At 62.9% G+C, this 19734-nt stretch carries 5 protein-coding genes; 3 read left to right on the plus strand and 2 right to left on the minus strand.

Annotated elements, in window-relative coordinates:
• The 3 genes from ACQRAX_RS25105 to ACQRAX_RS25115 all read left to right on the plus strand — a co-directional run.
• On the plus strand, positions 1 to 7160 hold a 7160-nt coding region (locus ACQRAX_RS25105), incomplete at its 5' end, for an amino acid adenylation domain-containing protein (protein WP_427867763.1).
• Positions 7157 to 10354: a non-ribosomal peptide synthetase gene (locus ACQRAX_RS25110; protein WP_412037406.1), complete on the plus strand. Its 3198-nt coding sequence runs from the start codon at positions 7157 to 7159 to the stop codon at positions 10352 to 10354. The genes ACQRAX_RS25105 and ACQRAX_RS25110, both read left to right, overlap by 4 nt.
• A gap of 278 nt (positions 10355 to 10632) precedes the next feature.
• Positions 10633 to 13173: a TonB-dependent siderophore receptor gene (locus ACQRAX_RS25115; RefSeq protein WP_412037407.1), complete on the plus strand. Its 2541-nt coding sequence runs from the start codon at positions 10633 to 10635 to the stop codon at positions 13171 to 13173.
• Positions 13174 to 13245: 72 nt separating this feature from the next.
• Here ACQRAX_RS25115 and ACQRAX_RS25120 read toward each other — a convergent pair whose 3' ends face one another.
• The gene (locus tag ACQRAX_RS25120; protein ID WP_412037408.1) at positions 13246 to 14196 is read right to left on the minus strand and encodes an alpha/beta hydrolase; all 951 of its coding nucleotides are present in this window, start codon (positions 14194 to 14196) and stop codon (positions 13246 to 13248) included.
• Between the two features lie 55 nt (positions 14197 to 14251).
• A partial coding sequence (locus ACQRAX_RS25125) for an amino acid adenylation domain-containing protein (RefSeq protein WP_427867764.1) occupies positions 14252 to 19734 on the minus strand: 5483 nt, incomplete at its 5' end.

Consider the following 19734-nt stretch of genomic DNA (forward strand, 5'->3'; position numbering starts at 1 on the left):
CGCAAGTCGGCCTGGCCGACAACTTCTTCGAACTCGGCGGCGACTCGATCATCTCCATCCAGGTGGTCAGCCGGGCGCGCCAGGCCGGTATCCGCTTTACACCCAAGGACCTGTTCCAGCATCAGACCGTACAGCGCCTGGCGGCAGTGGCCGAAGTCGGTGAATCGGCACAAGCCATTGACCAAGGGCCGGTGCGCGGCGAAGCATTGCTGTTGCCATTCCAGCACTGGTTCTTCGACACCCTGACGGACAATCACCAGCACTGGAACCAATCGTTGCTGCTGGCTCCGCGCGAGCCCTTGTCAGCCGAGGCGCTGGCATCGGCGTTGGCCACTATCGTTGATCATCACGACGCATTGCGCTTGCGTTTCCAGGCTTTGCCGCAAGGCTGGACTGCGCAGTTTGCCGAGACGGATGACAGCCTTTTGTTGTGGCAGCAGACGGTGGCCGACGAGGCGCAGTTGCGCGACGTCGCCGACCGCGTGCAACGCAGCCTTAACCTGCAACAGGGGCCATTGCTGCGTGCCTTGCTGGCGACCCTGGCCGATGGCAGCCAGCGCCTGTTGCTGGTGATTCACCACCTGGTGGTGGACGGTGTGTCCTGGCGGATCCTGCTCGAAGACCTGCAGTCGCTGTACCAGCAGCAGTTGGCCGGGCAGCCACCACGTTTGCCGGCCAAGACTCATTCGGTCAAAGCCTGGGCCGAACAATTGCAAGCGGATGCCCGCAGCCCCGCGCTGGAGGGTCAGCTGGCGTTCTGGCAAGCCCAACAAGTGCCGGGTGATTTGCCCTGCGAGCGTCCAGCAACGCGCCTGCTCAACCGCGATGCCCGTCATGTACAAACCCGTCTGAATACGCAACTGACCCGACGCTTGCTGCAGGAAGCGCCAGCGGCCTATCGCACCCGCGTCAATGACCTGCTGCTGACCGCTTTGGCGCGCGTCATCGCTCAATGGAGCGGCCATGATTCGGTTGCCGTATTGATGGAAGGGCATGGTCGCGAACCTTTGTCCAAGCCTCTTGACCTGACCCGCAGCGTCGGCTGGTTCACCAGCTTTTACCCGCTCAAACTCACCCCGGCCCAAGGCTTGGCCGAGTCGATCAAGCAGATCAAGGAGCAACTGCGCGCGGTGCCGGATCAAGGCATGGGTTATGGCACCTTGCGCTATCTGGGCAGCGACACTTCGCGTCAGGCGCTTGCCGAGCTTGCGCCAGCGCGCATTACCTTCAACTACCTCGGTCAGCTCGATGCCGGCTTCGACCAGGCCGACAGCCTGTTTGTACCGAACTCGCAACCGCGTGGACAGGAGCAGGATGACCACGCGCCGCTGCCCAACTGGATCAGCCTCAACGGTCAGGTCTATGGCGGCGAGCTGCTGGTGGACTGGCAGTTCAGCGCACAGATGTTCGACACGGCAACCCTGCAGCAACTGGCCGATGCCTATGCGCAGGCGCTAGGCGAACTGATCGAACACTGCTGCACGCTCGGCCATGGCGCGCTGACCCCCTCTGACGTGCCGCTGGCCGGCCTCGATCAGCAAGGTCTTGATCAACTGGGCCTTGATCCACGCAGCGTGCAGGACATCTACCCCTTGTCGCCGATGCAACAGGGGATGCTCTTTCACAGCCTTTATGCGCAGGCCGAAGGCCAATACATTAATCAACTCTCGGTCGCGGTCGAAGGCCTGGACCCCGAGCGCTTTCGTGCCGCCTGGCAAGCCTGTGTGGATGCTCACGATATCCTGCGCACGGCGTTTCTCACCAGCGCGACCCTGAGCCAGCCATTGCAAGTGGTCCAGCGTGCCGTGCAGGTGCCGTTCAGCTACGAGGATTGGCGCGAGCAGGCGGATCAAGCGGCAGCCATCGACGCTCGGGCCGCAACGCTGCGCAGCAACGGTTTTGCCCTGGAGCGGGCGCCATTGTTGAGTCTGCAGGTGCTGCGCCTGGACGAGCAACACCATCAACTGATTTACACCAGTCACCACATTCTCATGGATGGTTGGAGCAACGCGCAGTTGCTGGCTGAAGTGCTGCAGCGCTACAACGGCACCGCCGTGCTGAACCCGCCAGGACGTTATCGTGACTACATCGAATGGCTGAGCCAGCAGGACCCGCTGGCCGATCAGCGCTTCTGGAAGGCTCAGGTTCGACATCTGGATGCACCAACGCGAATTGCCGCGATGCTGCCAGACCGTGCACAAGGGCCGAGCGGCCACGCTCAATTCAAGCAATCGCTCGACCTGGCCGCCACTGAGCGTCTGAAAGCCTTCGCCAGCCAGCACAAAGTTACCTTGAACACCTTGATCCAGGCGGCCTGGGCTTTGCTGTTGCAGCGTTATAGCGGCCAGTCGACAGTCGCTTTCGGTGCCACCGTGGCCGGTCGTTCGGCACCGTTGCCGGCCATCGAGGCGCAAATCGGCCTGTTCATCAATACCCTGCCGGTGGTTGTCAGCCTGAGTGCCGAGCAACCGCTGGCGCAGCTGCTGCACAATCTACAAGCGCAGAACCTGGCCCTGCGCGATCATGAGCACACGCCGCTGTTCGACATCCAGCGTTGGGCGGGGCAGGGCGGTGAGGGGCTGTTCGATTCGCTGCTGGTGTTCGAGAACTATCCCGTGTCTGAAGCCTTGCAACAAGGGGCGCCGCAAGGCCTGCGCTTTGCCCAGGTGCAGACCCGCGAGCAGACCAGTTACCCGCTGACCTTGCTGGTTGCGCTGGAAGACACGCTGACCTTGCAGTTCCAGTACACCTGCGAGCATTTCACCGCAGCGCAGGTGCAGCGCATGGGCGCCCATCTGCTCGAACTGCTCCAGGGCATGCTGGCCTCACCGACAGCGGTGGGCGAGCTGGCCATGCTCGACGCCGGCGAACGGCGACGCCTGCTGCACGACTGCAATGCCAGCCGGCTAGCACCGGCGCCAGCGTTGAGCATCGCTGAATGGATCGCCCGCCAGGTGCAGGCCGATCCCGAGCAACTGGCACTGGTCGATCAGCAGCAGCGTTTGAGCTATCGCCAGCTCGACCAGCGTGTCAACCGCCTGGCGCACAAGCTGGTGAGCCTTGGCGTGGGTGCCGAAGTACGGGTCGGCATCGCCCTGCAACGTTCCAGCGAACTGATCGTGGCTTTGCTGGCCGTGCTCAAAGCAGGTGGCGCCTATGTGCCGCTGGACCCGGATTATCCGGCTGAGCGCCTCGCCTATATGCTTGAGGACAGCCGCGCCCAGGTGTTGATCACTCAGGCGACGGTGCTTGAAGGGCTGACACCGGCAGCGCATACCCAAGTACTGCTGATGCCGGCGGGCGACAACGCTCTGGCCGGGCAGCCTGACACGGCGCCGCCAGTGCAGATTCACCCCGACAACCTGGCCTATGTGATCTACACCTCCGGCTCCACCGGCCAGCCCAAGGGCGTGGCCATTACGCATGGCAACGTTCAGGCACTGATCGCTTGGTCGCAGCAAACCTATAGCCGCGAGGACATGCAAGGGGTGCTGGCCTCTACCTCGGTGTGTTTCGACCTGTCGGTGTGGGAGATCTTCGTTACCCTCGCCAGTGGGGGTTCGCTGGTGCTGGCGCGCAATGCCCTGGCGTTGCCCGAGTTGCCCGCCCGTGATCAGGTACGCTTGATCAACACCGTGCCCTCGGCGATTGCCGCCTTGCTGCGGGCCGGGCAGATCCCAGCCAGCGTACGGATCATCAACCTGGCTGGCGAACCGCTGAAGCAGGCTCTGGTCGATCAGCTTTATCAGTTGCCGAATGTGGTTCAGGTCAATGACCTCTATGGCCCGTCCGAAGACACCACCTATTCCACCTGGACCCGTCGTGAGGCCGGCGGTACGGCGAGTATCGGCCGGCCGCTGCCGGGCACTGGCGGCTACCTGCTTGATGCCAATCTGCAGCCGGCGCCGCAGGGTGTGGCGGCCGAGCTGTACCTGTCAGGCGCCGGTTTGACCCGCGGCTACCTGGGGCGTGCGGCACTGACTGCCGAGCGTTTCGTGCCACATCCGTTCTCGGCAACGGGCGAGCGCCTGTACCGCACCAGTGACCTGACCCGCTATCGCCCCGATGGCGTCATCGAGTACCTCGGGCGTATCGATCATCAGGTGAAGATCCGCGGTTTCCGTATCGAACTCGGCGAGATCGAGGCGCGACTGTTGAACTTGGCGTCGGTGCGTGAGGCGGCTGTGCTGGCGGTCGAGCACCAGGGTAGCGCGCAATTGGTCGCCTACGTGGTCGCGCATCAGCACACTGAACAGGCCGCCGATCAGGCCGCCTTGCGCGCCGACATCAAGGCGCGCCTGGGTGAGCAACTGCCGGGCTATATGGTACCGGCGTTTGTTGTGTGCTTGCCGTGCCTGCCGTTGACGCCGAACGGCAAGCTGGACCGCAAAGCCTTGCCGGCAGCCGATCAGCAGCCCGCTAGCGCCACCTTCGCCGCACCGCGTAGCGCCCTCGAACAGCAGATCGCTGAGGTCTGGCAGCAGGTGCTTGAAGTTGAGCGCGTGGGCCTGGCCGAGCATTTCTTTGAACTGGGCGGACATTCGCTGCTGGCCACTCAGGTGGTGGCGCGCTTGCAAGAACTCTTGGCTGTACGAGTCGGTTTGCGTGACCTGTTCGATCACCCGCGCCTGGAGGCTTTCGCCCAGCTGTTGCAGGCGCGTTCGACACAACCGCAGGCGCCAGCGTTACCCACGCTGGTGGCTCAGGGTGAGCAACCTGAGGCGGTCCTGTCGTTGGCCCAGCGACGCGTGTGGGTTGTCGAACAGCTGTCCGGCGCCAGTGGTGCTTATGGCATGCCACTGGCCTTGCGCTTACAAGGCGAATTGCACGTGCCACTGTTGCGCGCCAGCCTTGCCGAGGTGATTCGCCGTCATGAGGTGTTGCGCACCGCCTATGTAAGCGACGACGAAGGCGATCCGTTGGCCTTGGTTTCAGCGGCGGTGGAGGTCGATTTGCCGTTGTTTGACCTGTCCGCCCTGGGGCGCGCCGAGCAGGAAACTGAAGTGGCACAGGCAGTGCTGGACAATGCCAGTACGCCGATCAGCCTGCTTACGGCGCCGTTATTGCGTGGCCGCGTGCTGCGCCTGAGCGCCAGCGAACATGTGCTGCTGTACAGCATGCACCACATCATCTCCGATGGCTGGTCGATGTCGCTGCTGGTCAATGAACTGGTTGCGCTCTATGCCTTGCTGCAAGCCGGTAAGCCAGCGCAGTTGCCAGCGCTGAACGTGCAGTACAGCGACTACGCGCGCTGGCAGCAGGCGCTGGAAAACAGCGGCATCCTGGCAACGCAGGCCGACTACTGGCAGCGCACGCTGGCCGCCAGCAGCGGGCATCTGCCACTGCCGACCGACTACCCGCGTGCAGCCGTGGCTTGCACGGCTGGCAGCGACCTGCAGTTCCACCTTGATGCTGGCTTGGTGCAGCAACTCAAAGCCATTGCCGCGCAGGCCAATGCCACCCTGTACACCACCTTGCTGGCGGCCTTCCAGGTGCTATTGCACCGGGTCAGTAACAGCGATGACCTGCTGGTCGGCGCCGACGTTGCCGGCCGTCAACAGCCGGAGCTGGAGCGCCTGATCGGCTTCTTCGTCAACATCCTGCCGCTGCGTTCGCGTTATAGCGCGCAGCAGACATTCAGTCATTACCTGGGGCTTGCTCGCGACACTGCCTTGAGCGCCTTTGAACACCAGGACCTGCCATTCGACATGATCGTCGAAGCCTCCGGTGTCACACGTCAGCGCGGGGTCAATCCGCTGGTGCAGGTGCTGTTCGTGATGAACAACCTGCCGGTGCGCGACAGCAGCCTCGATGGCCTCAAAGTCGAAGTATTGTCGGCACTGGCGAGCTACTCGAAATTCGACATGGCGCTGTTCCTCGACCAGGACGGCGAAGGGCTGCGGGGTACTTGGCAGTTCGCCAGTGCGCTGTTCAAGCCCGAGCGCATCAGCCAGCTGGCCAAGGACTTCACCTGCATGCTCGAACAGATTGTGTGTGAGCCGCATATCAGACTAGGAGACATCACCATGACCACGGATACCGCTGTTGCGGCCGCGCCGACTGCCGCTGCCGGGCCCAAGGCCGACAAGCTCGGCAAATTCCTGAAAAAGCCCAGGGCAACGGGCCGTGAGGCGGTTGGCAGCGCCGTACGCGAATCGTTGCTGGCGCCGCCACAGGTCTTTCCGTTGCTGGTAGAGCCGAACGATCCTGGGCTTGATCTGGTGGCATGGGTCAACCACAACCGGCCTTGGCTGGAAGAGAAGCTGGCGTGCCATGCCGGGATTCTTCTGCGCGGTTTTGCCATGCATGACATCCACGCCTTCGAGGCCTTTGCCGAGGCCGTACAGCCAGGGCTCTACGGTCAGTACGGCGACCTGCCGAAGAAGGAGGGCGGCAAGAACACCTACCGTTCGACGCCGTATCCAGAGCAGAAAATGATCCTCTTCCACAACGAAAGCTCACACCAGGACACCTGGCCGCGCAAGCAGTTGTTCTTCTGTGAGCAGCCATCGCCAGTGGGCGGTGCGACCCCGGTGGTCGACTGCCGGCAGATGTACCTGCGCCTGCCCGAGGCATTGCGCGAAACGTTCGAGCAAAAAGGCCTGCTGTATGTGCGGACCTTCGCCGACAAGCTGGACGTGTCCTGGCAGCACTTCTTCAAGACCGATGAGCGCGCACAGGTCGAGGCCCGATGCCAGGCAGCCGGTATCCAGTGGACCTGGCTCGACAATGACGAACTGCAGATTCGCACCCCGTGCCCGGCGATCATCCGCCACCCGTTGACGGGCGAGAAGACGTTCTTCAACCAGGTGCAGTTGCACCACATTTATTGCCTGGATGCGGATGTGCGCGAGGACCTGCTGGCGTTGTTCGGCATTGAGCGCATGCCCCGGCATGTCTATTACGGTGATGGTTCGCCGATTGAAGACGAGGTCATGCAATTGATCGGTGAGCTGTATGAAGCGTGTGCAGTGCGCTTCGACTGGCGCAAGGGTGATGTGATCCTGCTCGACAACATGCTCGCCGCGCATGCCCGTGACCCTTTCGAGGGGCCGCGCAAGATTGTCGTCGCCATGGGCGAAATGGTCGAACGGCGTAGCCTGAAGGCGGCGCAACCCGCGCCCGGCCCGGCAACCCTTGAACAAGAGGCTCAGGTATGAGTGAGATCAACGTGCAACAACTCGGTGCCGGCCTGGCTCTGCTTGCTGAACAGCAGAAATGGAGCGCTGCGGCGCAGACAGGGGCGAGTTGGGCGGCGCTGGCCCATGTGCTGCAGGTGGAGATCCGCGGATCGCTCGATCTACCCGCCCTGCACGCCGCGCTCGATGACCTGGCGCTGCGCCAGCAGGTGCTGACCACCCGCCTGCACGCGGTTGCCGGGTACCACGGCCTGCGCCAGTTCCCGGGTGGAGGCCAGCCGCGCTTGGCCGTGGAAATTGACGATCAGGTCGTCACGCAAGACGCCGCCATACTGCGCCACGCTCAATGGTTGCAACGCCCGCTGCAACTACAACAAGGCAGTTTCACCCAGGCCTTGCTGCAGCGTCTGGACCACAGCCACTGGCGCCTGAACCTGGCGCTGGCCCGGGGGTTGGTGGATGCCGCCAGCTTGCCCTTGCTGTTGGAGCAACTACTACACGCTTACGAGCAAGGCGCCAGTGGCGCAGACGAGGAACTGGCTCAATTCAGTCAGTACCTGGAATGGCACGGTGAAGTGGTGCTGGACGAAGATGCCGGACAGGCCGCGCAGTACTGGCAAGCCCATCTCGGCACGCAAGCACCGACCCCGCCGACGCTGCCGTTCCGGCGTAAAGGCGCTGCAGTGGGCGCGCTGGATCAGGTTGAGGCAGAGCTGCCGGCAGCCTTGCGCGCGGAACTGCAACAGCTTGCTGACGGCTGCAAGGTGAGCCTGGAAACACTGTTGCAGGCGGCCTGGTGGCTGTTGCTGGCGCGCCTGAGCGGACGCTCGGCGTTCCTAGCCGGTTGGCGTCATGATGGCCGAGCTGACTATGAGTTTTTCGAGCAAACCCTGGGGTTGTTCGAAAAGACCTTGCCGCTGCAACTGACACTGGACCTGGCAGTGCCGTTCGATCAGTGCCTGGCGCATTTATCGGGGCTGCTTGAGCAGCACCGTACCTGGCAAGAGTACTGGAGCAGCGAAGACCGCGCCGTGCAGCCAAGCCATGGTTTTGCGCTGCGTCGGCTATTGCCTGCGAGGCAGGTCAAGGGCGGGCAATGGTCGGCCAGTGCCACCGAAGCGCTCGATCCTGGCTTTGAACTGGTTTTGCAGGTGAGCATCGACGCTCAAGGCACGGCGCAGCGACTGAGCTTGGCGTTCAGCACGGCACACTATACCCGCGTGGCCATGGCAGGCCTGCTTGAGCAATATCAGGTGCTGCTGCGTGGCATCGCCGCCGCGCCCGCCAGCCCAGTGGGTGAGCTGCCCTTGTTGGGCGAGGCCGAACGTCAGCGCCTGCTGGCGCTCAACCCAGCGCCGCAAGCGATTGATCCGGGCCTGACCTTGGCCCAGCGCATCAGCGAATGGGCTTCGTTGACTCCCGACGCCCCGGCGTTGGTCAGCAACACCCAGACGCTTAGCTATGCGCAGCTGGAACAGCGTGTCCAGCAGATGGCCGCGGCCATGGCTGGCCAGGGTCTGAGCGCCGGGCAACGGCTGGCGCTGGCCCTGCCGCGCTCGCCCGAATGGCTGGTGGCGGCGCTGGCAGCCTGGCGCCTGGGAGCGGCCTGGTTGCCGCTGGATCCGCAATGGCCGACGGCGCGCCTGGCGCTGTTGGTGGAGCAGGCGGATGCGGCGTTGCTGGTGGGGCGAGGCATGGCGGCGATGGGCGACGTGCCGGTAATCGATCTTGACGTGGTCAACTTCGCGGATCAGACACTGACGTTGTCCGAACCTCTGGCGCTGGCGGGTGACGATATCGCCTATGTGCTGTTCACCTCCGGGTCGACCGGTACACCCAAGGCTGTCACCATCGAGCATCGCGCCTTGTTCAACTACGTCGCTGCGGCCAGCGCCGCACTGGGCCTTCAGCAATGCCGACGCTTTGCCTTCAGTTCCAGCGTCGTCGCTGACCTGGGCCACACCGCCGTGTTCGGTGCCCTGTACAACGGTGCGGCGTTGCACCTGGCCGATGAGGCGACCGTGCAGGATGGCCAGGCGTTTGCCCGCTTTATCGAAGCGCAGGCCATCGATTGCCTGAAGATCGTGCCGTCGCACCTGGCGGCGTTGATCGACAACCAGGCGCCAGTGCTGCCCGCCACGTTGGTACTGGGCGGTGAAGCCGTGGCGCCGGCGCTGGTCGAACGGTTGTTGAGCATCCGCAGTGACATCCGTCTGTTCAACCACTATGGGCCGAGCGAAGCCACGGTCGGGGTGATGATTCACCCGATCACTGCCCAGGACCTGGACGCCACGGGGGTGCCGCTGACCCAGGTGCTGGCCAACAACCAAGTGCTGGTGCTCGGTGCGCAGAGCAAGCTGGTGGCCAGTGGTGAGCTGGGCGAGCTATACATCGGCGGCGAGCAATTGGCCCGTGGTTACCTGAATGCAGCGCAACAACAGGCCGAAGCCTTCATCGACCATCCGCTGCTGCCGGGCGCGCGGATCTACCGCACGGGTGACCTGGCGCGTTATTGCCCTGAGGGTGGCATCCAGCTCTACGGCAGGGCCGACCAACAGGTTAAGCTGCGCGGCTTTCGCGTCGAGCTGGCGGAAATCGAGGCTGAGTTGTCTGCCCTGGAGCAGGTGAACGAAGGGGCAGTAGTGCTCGATGCCCAGCAGGAACCGATCGCTTTCGTGACGGCGCGTGGCGAGCCGGGTCACGATTGGGCGGCCAGCCTCAAGCAGCAACTGGCTGAGCGTTTGCCAGCGGTAATGGTGCCGCGCCAGGTTCAGGTGCTGACCAGCATGCCGCGCCTGGGCAATGGCAAGATCGACCGTCAGGCCCTGGGCAAGCTCGACCTCAGTGCCGCGCAGCAGGTCTATGTCGCACCCCGTGATGCTCTGGAGACTGTCCTGGCCCAGCGCATGGCGCAGTTGCTCGGGCTTGAGCAACTGAGTGTGGAGCAGGACTTCTTCGCTGCCGGTGGCCACTCGTTGCTGGTGATCAAACTGGTCGCTGGTATCCGCAAGTTGTTGCAGTGTGATGTGCATCCGGGCGTGGTGTTTGATAACCCCAGCGCCGCCGCGCTGGCCCAGGTGCTGCGTCTGCAGGAAACCGCGCCGGGGCAGTTGGAAAAACTCGCGCAAGCGCGCCTACGTCTGGATGCCATGACCCCGGAAGAGAAAGCCACGTTGCTGGAGAAAGCCCGGCTGTTGCAAGGGCAGGGCAGCTGACACCCCTTCGCGATGTTCCGCCGGGTGCGTTCTGCGCCTGGCGGAACATCGTTTAGCTGTCTGGTTAAACCAGGCGCTGCATTGTGTGAAATGCATCAAAAGAAAAATATTCCTAATTTCGTTCATACCACGCTCGTCTAGTCAGCGAGCAGCTACGACTTGTGTCGCCAGCCTGCCTCAGGATGGGGATTTCCAGGGACGGTTTACACACTTCACGATCAGCCGACCTCAGAGTCGGCGGCTGTACAACACAAGAGCGCATTGGAGTAAATCAACACATGAAATCTGATCAGCCAAGGCTTGCGCGGCGCCCCTCGATTTGGGAACGGGCTCGCTGGCGCACATCGGCATCGGCGGTGGTACTGGGGCTCGCGTTGGGTATGGCTGGCGCGGCCCAGGCCGAAAGCAAACAGGTCAACATTCCCTCGGCACCGTTGAGCGAAGCGCTGACCCAGCTCGGTCAGCAAACCGGTCTGCAACTGCTGTTCGAGCCCGGCCTGGTCAGTGGCAAACGTTCGACTGCAGTGTCCGGCACCATGGAAGCGCGCGCCGCCCTCGACATCATGCTGCGTGATGCGGGCCTGTCCTACCGGATGGAGAGCGACACGGTGATCATCAGTAACCCTGCGAGTACCGGCGCTGCTGTGGAGCTGGGGAGCACCAGCATCGTCGGCCAAGGCATGGGTGAGGCCACGGAGAACTCCGGGTCCTATACCACCGGGCTGGTCAGTGTGGGCTCCAAGACGCCGGTGAGCCTCAAGGATACCCCGCAGTCGGTGTCGGTCATCACTCAGAAGATGGTCGAAGACCTGCGAATGACTACTTTGCCAGACGCCATGAAACGGGCCCCTGGCATCACTCTGCGCAACAACAACTACCACTCTCAGCAGTTCTACTCGCGCGGCTTTGGTATCGACAACGTGCAGATCGACGGCGCCGCGCCGATGGACATCGGCACCGGTGTCGGTACGTTTTACAGCGACCGTATTTATGACATGGCCGCCTACGATCACGTTGAGGTCCTGCGCGGTTCCAGCGGCCTGCTCGCCGGTACCGGCGATCCGGGCGGTGTGGTCAACCTGGTGCGCAAGCGCCCACTGGACCACTACCAGCTCAAGCTCAACACTTCTGCCGGCTCTTGGGACAACTATCGTAGCGAAGTCGACTTGACCGGGCCGCTGGCCTTTGACGGCAAGCTGCGCGGGCGCATGGTCGCGGCCTACACCGACCGCCAGTACTTCATGGACAATCGCAGTACCGAGAAGCCCTTTCTTTATGGTGTGCTGGAGGCAGACGTCACCGACGACACCATGCTGACCTTTGGCGGCAGCTACGACAAGGTCAAGGAAAACGGCACCGGTGACGGCCTTCCGCGCTACAGCACAGGTGGTGACCTGGGCCTGCCGCGGCATACCTGGTACACCACCAACCAGGCCTGGTCCGATAGCTACACCCGCGAATGGTTCGCCAAGCTTGACCACTACTTCAATGAAGACTGGAAGCTCAACACGTCCTATACCTACTCCTATAACGACTCCACCACCGAAGGCATCATTCCCTACGGCTCGGTGGACGAGAACACCAACACCGGCCCCTACTGGTGGGGCAGCTACGTGTCGAGCTGGAGCAAACAGTCGGTATTCGACGTCAACCTGTCCGGCGGTTTCGAGGCGTTCAATCGCCGTCATGAAGTGCTGTTCGGTGCCGACTACCAGAAAGTCACCAGCCGCTGGCGTGCGGCTCAGGGCAAGGTCGGGCTGGGTGGCCTGATCGACCTCTGGGACCCGCAATCCACGCCGCTGCCGACTGACGAGTCGAACCACAACTTCTACCGTGACTACTACCCGAACAAACGCGAGCAGTACGGCGTGTATTCGACCTTGCGCCTGCAACTGACCGATCCACTGAAGTTGGTGGTGGGAGCCCGTGCCCAGCGTTACAAGTTCGAGCAGGAGTACAGCATGCGCAACCGACCGGGCACTGGTACCTGGAAACGCGAAGAGCCCGGGGTGTCGGATCGCGAGCCGACCACCCTGGTACCGTTCGGCGGCCTGATCTACGCCTTGAACGATCAGTGGTCCACCTATGTCAGCTATGCCGAAGTGTTCAAGCCTCAGGCGCAGAAGATGCAGGGGCCGCTAACCGACAAGACCTCCATTGAGCCCATGACCGGCAAGACCTACGAAACGGGCATCAAGGGCGAGTTGCTCGATGGCCGGCTGAACGTCAGCGCCGCGTTGTTCTATACCAAGCGTGAGCACCAGGCAGCGAAAGACCCCGCTTATCCGGACCCGTCGCCGAGCTACAGCAGTTCGTGCTGCTTCCTGGCACAGGACAAAATCACCAGCAAAGGCCTCGATCTGGAGGCCACCGGTGAGATTACGCCCGGCTGGGAAGTATTGGCCGGCTACACCTATAACCAGGTGCACAACAATACGGAAGAGACGCTCTACAGCACCGTCACTCCCAAGCACCTGCTCAAGTTGTGGACCATGTATACCTTGCCGGGTGACTTCTCCGACTGGCGCGTCGGTGGTGGTGTGACCGCCCAAAGCGCGACTTACGTGGAAGGCGAATCCTACCGCTTCGACAGCAGCTGGAACGTCATCGACAAGCAGCCTTACCAGTTCAGCGAGGCAGGCTATGCGGTCTACGATGCGATGGTCGAGTACAAGGTTGATGACAACTGGACCGTTGCGGTCAACGGCAACAACCTGTTCGACCGTAAGTACTACGCCAGCGTAGGCACCTCGGAGTTCGGCAACTACTACGGCGAACCCCGCAACTTCACCCTGACCTTGCGCGGTACCTTTGAATGACCTTGGTGTGATCCGCAGCAACATGAAAAAACCGCCCTTGAGGCGGTTTTTTTTGACTAGAGCTGGGGCACATCAGCTATGTTGAACCAGCCAATCCTCCACTGCCTGATACACCCCCTCGATCTGCCCGCTGATCCCGGACATACGCAAAAAGTCATGGGTCAACCCCGCCTGCACGACCAGGGTCACCTCGCCGCCGGCATTCACCAGCGCATTCGCGTAGGCAATGCCTTCATCATGCAGCGGGTCATACTCAGCGACATTGATATACGCAGGGGCCAACGGCGCAAAGCTGCCCAGCAGCGGTGAGGCGCGCCAGTCACCGCGCTCGGCGGGCGGGCAGTAATGGTCGTAGAACCACTCCAGCGTCGGTGTTTCCAGTAGGTAACCTTCGGCGTAACGTGCATGCGAAGGGCGTTGCCGGGTAATGTCGGTCACCGGGTAGAACAGCAACTGCGCCACCGGTTTGAAGCACAACGTCGGCTCAGCGCCGGTGGCAGCGATGGCCAGCACGGTTGCCAGGGTAGCACCGACGCTGTCACCGGCAAGAATCAAGCGCTGGGCATTGAGCCCCAGTTGGGCGGCCTGTTCGGCGAACCAGTTAGCCGCGTCCAGTGAATCATTCACTGCCGTCGGGAATGGCGCTTGCGGCGCCAGTCGGTACGCCGGAGCGAATACCGCGTAACGGCCACTGGCAGCCAGGCGCCGGCAGATCGAGTCGTGGGAATCCAGGCTGCCGACCACATAGCCCCCACCGTGGTAATAGAGCAGGGTAGGGGCATCGGTCGCCAGCTCGGCATGCTGGTAGAGGCGAGCGTCGAGCAGGTGCCCGTCGCGGGCCGGTACTTTCAGCGCCGTCACGCTCAGGGTTGCCGGCGGCGACGGATCGAGTATCACTGAGGTCTTTTCGAATTCGGCGCGGGCTTGCGCCACGCTCAGTTCGTGCATGGCTTGACTCTTGCCAGTCAGGCGGCCGAGTTCGGCCAGTTCCAGAAACGCTTCGAGATCGGGGTCCAGGGGCATTGCAGTTCCTTGTAAAGAGGTAAAGAGCCACCCGCAGGCGGGGCGGCCCTGTTGGTCAAGGGGTTACCGGCTCGGACTGCGGCAGATGCTCCAGCAGCCCGTCGATAAACAGCGGGTGGCCGAGGATTGTGTAGTGGTCGGCGTCGATCGGTGCGTGCTGTCGGCTGCCGGCAAAGGCAGTTGCCTGCGTGACGTTGTTGGCACCCGCCCACCAGCAGTGGCTGTTGGCAACGCAGCGCGGCATGTGTGCCAGGCGTGCGGCCAAGGCCTTGAGCTTCATCCCGGTACGGAAGGTACGGGCCAATTCGTCCGAACCGATTTCACGCAGCGCCCCTGCGGTTTCGTCGAGACCTTGGCGGGCCTGATCGATCAGTTGCTGCAACTGCACCAGGTCTGCGTCTTGGTCAACCGCCAGGCGTGGCACGGCAGAAGGCGGTACGCCGAGCACCACCGCCAACAGACCGCGCAAATCTTCGCTACCGTCATCGGTAACCTGTGGCGCATCCGCTTCGGGGGTGAAGCTGTCGACCAGGGCAACGAATTCGACCTGCTGGCCCTGCTTGATCAACTCCTCAGCCACCAGCGTTGCCAACGGGCCACCCAGCGACCAGCCAAGCAGGTGGTAAGGCCCCTGTGGCTGTTTCTGGCGAATGTACTGGGCGTAGTCGATAGCCATGGCTTGCAGCGATTCGTCTTGCCAATCATCGTCCAGCAGCATGCGGCATTGCAGGCCATAGACGCTGCAACGACCGTCCAGACGCCGGGCCAAGGCCTCGTAATCGAACACGGTGCCGAAGCCGGCATGCAGGCAGAACAGCGGCGTGTGCGCAGGGACCGAGGCGTTGAGCAACAGCAATGGATTGAGGTTGCGTTCCTCGCCTTGGTAACCGGACAACTCGCCGATGGTCGGCTTGCCCATCAGGTCGCGCAATTTGAGCTGCAAGCCCAGCTCAGGCTGGCCGCGCACTTTGGAAAGCACCTTGAGAATACGCAAGGAGTCGCCACCCAGTTCGAAGAAGTTGTCGCTCACGCCGACCTGTTCAAGCTCAAGCACCTCCTGCCAGATCTGCGCCAGCGCCTGCTCCAGGGCATTGCGTGGGGCGACGAAAACGCGGCCTTTAAAGTCCGGATCGGGCAGGGCGTTGCGGTCGAGTTTGCCGTTCGGGTTCAGCGGGAAGCTGACCAAGGTCAGGATCTGCGCCGGTACCATGTAGTCGGGCAGTTCCTCCAGCAGGGCGCTGCGCAAGCGTTCACCGAGGCCTTCGTCGGCCTCGGCGACAACGTAGCCAATCAGTTGCTTGCCATTGTTGTGCTCGCGGGCAACGACCACTGCATCTTGTACCTGGTCCATGCCCCGCAGGCGCGATTCGATCTCCCCCAGCTCGATACGGAAACCTCGAATTTTCACCTGGTTGTCCAGGCGTCCGAGGTAGTCGAAGGTGCCGTCCGCGCGCTGGCGTACCAGGTCGCCACTGCGGTACAGGCGCGTGCCGTCGGCCTGGAACGGATCGGCGACAAAGCGCTCGGCCGTCAGCCCCGGACGCTGGTGATAACCACGCGCGACCCCTTGGCCACCGATGTACAGCTCACCGGCGACGCCTGGCGGCACCGGGTTTAGGGCATCATCAAGGACATATAGGGTGCGTTCGCCGACGCGGCTGCCGATCGGGGCGTAGACGGCGTCGCAGTGGCCGCTGGCTGGCACTTTCCACAGCAACGGGGTGACCACGGTTTCCGTTGGGCCGTAGCCGTTGGTTAGCCACGTAGGTTGCAACGCCTGCTTGACCAGCTCGAAGTTGGCTTCGGCCACGGCGTCGCCGCCAAAGCAGTAGATCGACACCGGTGGCGGTGGCTGGTCCTGACTCTGGGCAAACTCGGCCAGTTGTTGCAGGTAAGCCGGCGGGAAGCAGGCCACGCTGATCCGATGGGTGTGCAAGGCCTGCAAGGTTTCTTCCGGCGTCCACAGGCGGTTGTCGCGTAGCACCAGTTGCCCACCGCAGGACAGGGTGGTCAGCCAGCGCTCTTGGGCGCCGTCAAAGGCGAACGACATGAACAGCAGCTCGCGGCTGTCGCGGCTCATTTCGTAACGCTGGGCGATGGCCTGGCAATGCATGCGCAGCGGCTCGTTAGCCACCGCCACGCCCTTGGGCTTGCCCGTTGAACCGGAGGTGTAGATCAAGTAGGCAAGGTTATCGCCGAGCGCCCGTTGCGCCGGGCAGCTGGCAGGCAGCGCGTCCAGGGCTAACTGGTCAATGGCGATCAGCGGTGCAGCCTGCGGCCAGTCGAAGCGGGCCCGCAGGCTGTCCTGGCTGATCATCAAGGTCATGCCGGAGTCTTCGACGATCCATTGCAGACGTTCCTGCGGGTAGTCGATATCCAATGGCACATAGGCAGCGCCAGCTTTCATCACCGCATAGAAAGCCACCACCACCTGAACCGAACGCTCCAGGGCGATACCTACGCGCATCTCTGGCCCCACGCCTTGGGCAATCAGGTGATGGGCGAGGCGGTTGGCCTGCAACTCCAGTTGGGCCCAGGTCAACTGCTGGTCATTGCAGAGCACCGCCACAACGTGCGGGCGTGCCTCGGCCTGCTGACGCAGCTGTTCGGCGAGCAATGGCGCCTGGGCGTGGGTGACGTTCAAGTGGTTGTCGTGGTGCAGGCGTTGCTGCTGCGTGTTGTTCAACAACGACAGGTTGCCAAGCGGCGTTGTCGGCGCGTCAAGCATCGCCAGCAGCAAGGCTTCGAAGCTGGCGCGAATCTGCTCGACAGCCTCTGCGCTGAAGCGGTTGCGCAGGTACAGGAACTCAATACTCAGGGTGGTGCCGAGGTTGACGGCCAGGTCCATGGCGAAGTTGGTCACGTCGCGGCCCTGGACTTCACCAAATTGCAGCTGACCCTGGCCAGCTTCACGCAGGCGTTCGTCGACCGGGTAGTTCTCGAAGACGATAATGCTGTCGAATAGCGCCTGACCACCCAAGCCGGCCCAGCGCTGGATATCGGCCAGCGAGGCGTGCTCATGGTCACGGATCTCCAGGTTGTAGGCTTGCAGTTCCAGCAGCCAGTCCTGTAGCGAGGTGGCCGGTTGCGGAGACTGAATTACTGGCAACGTGTTGATGAACAGCCCGAGCATTTCATCCGCGCCTGGCAGGCTCGCTGGACGCCCGGCCACGGTGGCACCGAAGCACACGCTGGCCTGTCCGGTGTAACGCTGCAACAGCAGCAGCCAGGTGGCCTGGATCAGGGTGTTGGGCGTGACCCGCAGCGACTGCGCCAGCTCGCGCAGGCGCAAGGTTTGCGCCGCGTCCCAATCCAGGTACAGCGCCGCATGCCCTGGCAGTGTGGGGTCTGGACGTGGCGCCAGGCTACTGGCCAGATGAGTGGGGCTGTCAAAACCCGAGAGCTTGTCGCGCCAGAACTGCTCAAGCACCGCTTGCGGTTGTTGCGCCAGCCACTGGATATAGTCGCGGTAGCGCCCTGCGCCTTGTGTTGAAGGCAAGCCGTCATAGGCCTGCAGCACCTCACCGAGAAGTCGTGAATTGCTCCAGCCGTCGACCAGGATGTGATGGCCGGACCACAACAGGTGTACCCGTTGCTCGTCGAGCTGGACCAGGGTCAGGCGCATCAGCGGTGCCTGCAGCAGATCGAAGCCTTTGGCGTAATCCGCTGCGCTCAGTTGCGCCAGCGCCTGCGGCTCGACCTGGCGATCACGCCAATCGAGCACGGTTACCGGCATTTGCGCCTGGCGGTAAACCAGCTGCAGCGGCTCGGTCAGTTGGTTGTCACTCCAGAAGCCGGTGCGCAGGATGTCATGGCGGGCAATTACCGTGTTCCATGCAGCGCTGAAGCGCGCGATGTCCAGGCCTTCGACCGGGACCGCCATCTGATTGATGTACAGACCGGCTTCACCGGCTTCCAGGGTATGGAACAGCATGCCTTGCTGCATCGGCGACAGCGGGTAGATGTCTTCGATCAGTTCCGCCGCAACCGGCAGCGCTTGCAGCTGGGCTTGCTGCAGACGTGCCAGGGGGAAGTCGGATGGGGTAAAGCCGCGGTTGCATGGATCGCAGCAATGGGCGATCAGGGCTTCGAGTTCGCGCTGGTAGTCATCGGCCAGAGCCTGAACTGTGGCCGGCTCGAACATCTGTTGGCTGAACAGCCAGCTCATGCTCAGTTCGCCGTCGAAGATCTGGCCATTGAGGGTCAGCCAGTTGCCCAGGTGCGCGTGCGGGCTTTGCTCTTGGCCACTGCCTTCAGCGGCCGGCGCCAACAGTGCGCCCGCGTCGGTATCGAAGCTGCTGTCGAACTGGCCCAGGTAGTTGAAAGTGATGCGCGGTTCGGGCAGCCCGGCCAGGGTATTGCCCAGGTGGCGCAGCATGGCATAGCCGGCACCCTTGGCCGGGATCGCCCGCAGTTGCTCCTTGATCCCGCGCAGGCTCACGCCCTGGTCCTCATGAGCGGTCAGCAGCACCGGGTACAGGCTGGTGAACCAGCCGACCGTACGGGTCAGGTCGACGTCGTCAAACAAGGCTTCGCGGCCATGGCCTTCGAGTTGGATCGCCACCTGTGGGCGTTTGGTCCAGCGTGCGATCACCCGCGCCAGGGCGGTCAGCAGCAGATCGTTGATCTGCGTGCGGTAGGCCAGCGGCGCTTCCTGTACCAGGCGGCGGGTGGTGTGTTTGTCCAGACGCAGTTGCAGGCCCTGGGCATGTTGGTTCTGCAGGCTGCCGCTCGGATGATCCGCTGGCAAGTCGGTGTTGATGCCGTCCAGTTGCGCAGCCCAGTAGTCAAGCTCGTGGTTCAGGCCGCCAGACTGGACGTGCTGTTCCAGGCGCTCGGCCCAGGTTTTCACCGAGGTGGTTCTGGCCGGTAGCTGCAGCGGTTGCGCGGTCAGCGCCTGGGTGTAGGCGCTCTGCAGGTCTTCGAAAAGGATCCGCCAGGACACGCCGTCGACCACCAGGTGGTGGATCACCAGCAGCAGACGCTGACTGTGGTCTTCCAGGGTCAGCAGGACAGCGCGCAATAGCGGGCCGTGTTGCAGGTCCAGGCTGCGCTGGGTCTGGTTGGCGAGGTCGCAGAGGGTGGCCAGGGTCGCTTGCTGCTGTTCAAGCAACGGCTGCGCCTGGCTGTCGAGGAAGCGTGCCTGCCAGCCATCGTCGGCGTCGCTGAACACCAGACGTAGCGCGTCGTGCTGGCGCACCAGTGCCTGCAGTGCTTGTTCCAGTGCCTGGGCTTGCACCGGGCGGTTTGGCTTGAGCAGTACAGACTGGTTCCAGTGGTGACGCTCCTGACTGACCTCGGCGAAGAACTTGTGCTGGATTGGCAGCAACGGTATGACCCCGCTGGCGGGCGCCTGATCAATGGCGACCTGGCCATCGTCCAGTTTGGCGACGCTGGCCAGGTCCCTGACCGTCTGATGCTGGAACAGGTCCTTGGGGGTAAAGCGGATACCGACCTGGCGCGCCCGACTGACCACCTGAATGGAGATGATCGAGTCGCCGCCGAGTTCGAAGAAGTTGTCGGCCAGGCCGATTTGCT

The sequence above is a fragment of the Pseudomonas sp. UM16 genome (genome assembly GCF_050312595.1).
GTDB lineage: Bacteria > Pseudomonadota > Gammaproteobacteria > Pseudomonadales > Pseudomonadaceae > Aquipseudomonas.

What these genes read in the sequence shown, in the direction of transcription:
- ACQRAX_RS25120 (WP_412037408.1), bottom strand. Translation starts at nt 14,196, where the DNA reads ATGCCCCTGGACCCCGATCTCGAAGCGTTTCTGGAACTGGCCGAACTC.
- ACQRAX_RS25110 (WP_412037406.1), top strand. Translation starts at nt 7,157, where the DNA reads ATGAGTGAGATCAACGTGCAACAACTCGGTGCCGGCCTGGCTCTGCTT.
- ACQRAX_RS25115 (WP_412037407.1), top strand. Translation starts at nt 10,633, where the DNA reads ATGAAATCTGATCAGCCAAGGCTTGCGCGGCGCCCCTCGATTTGGGAA.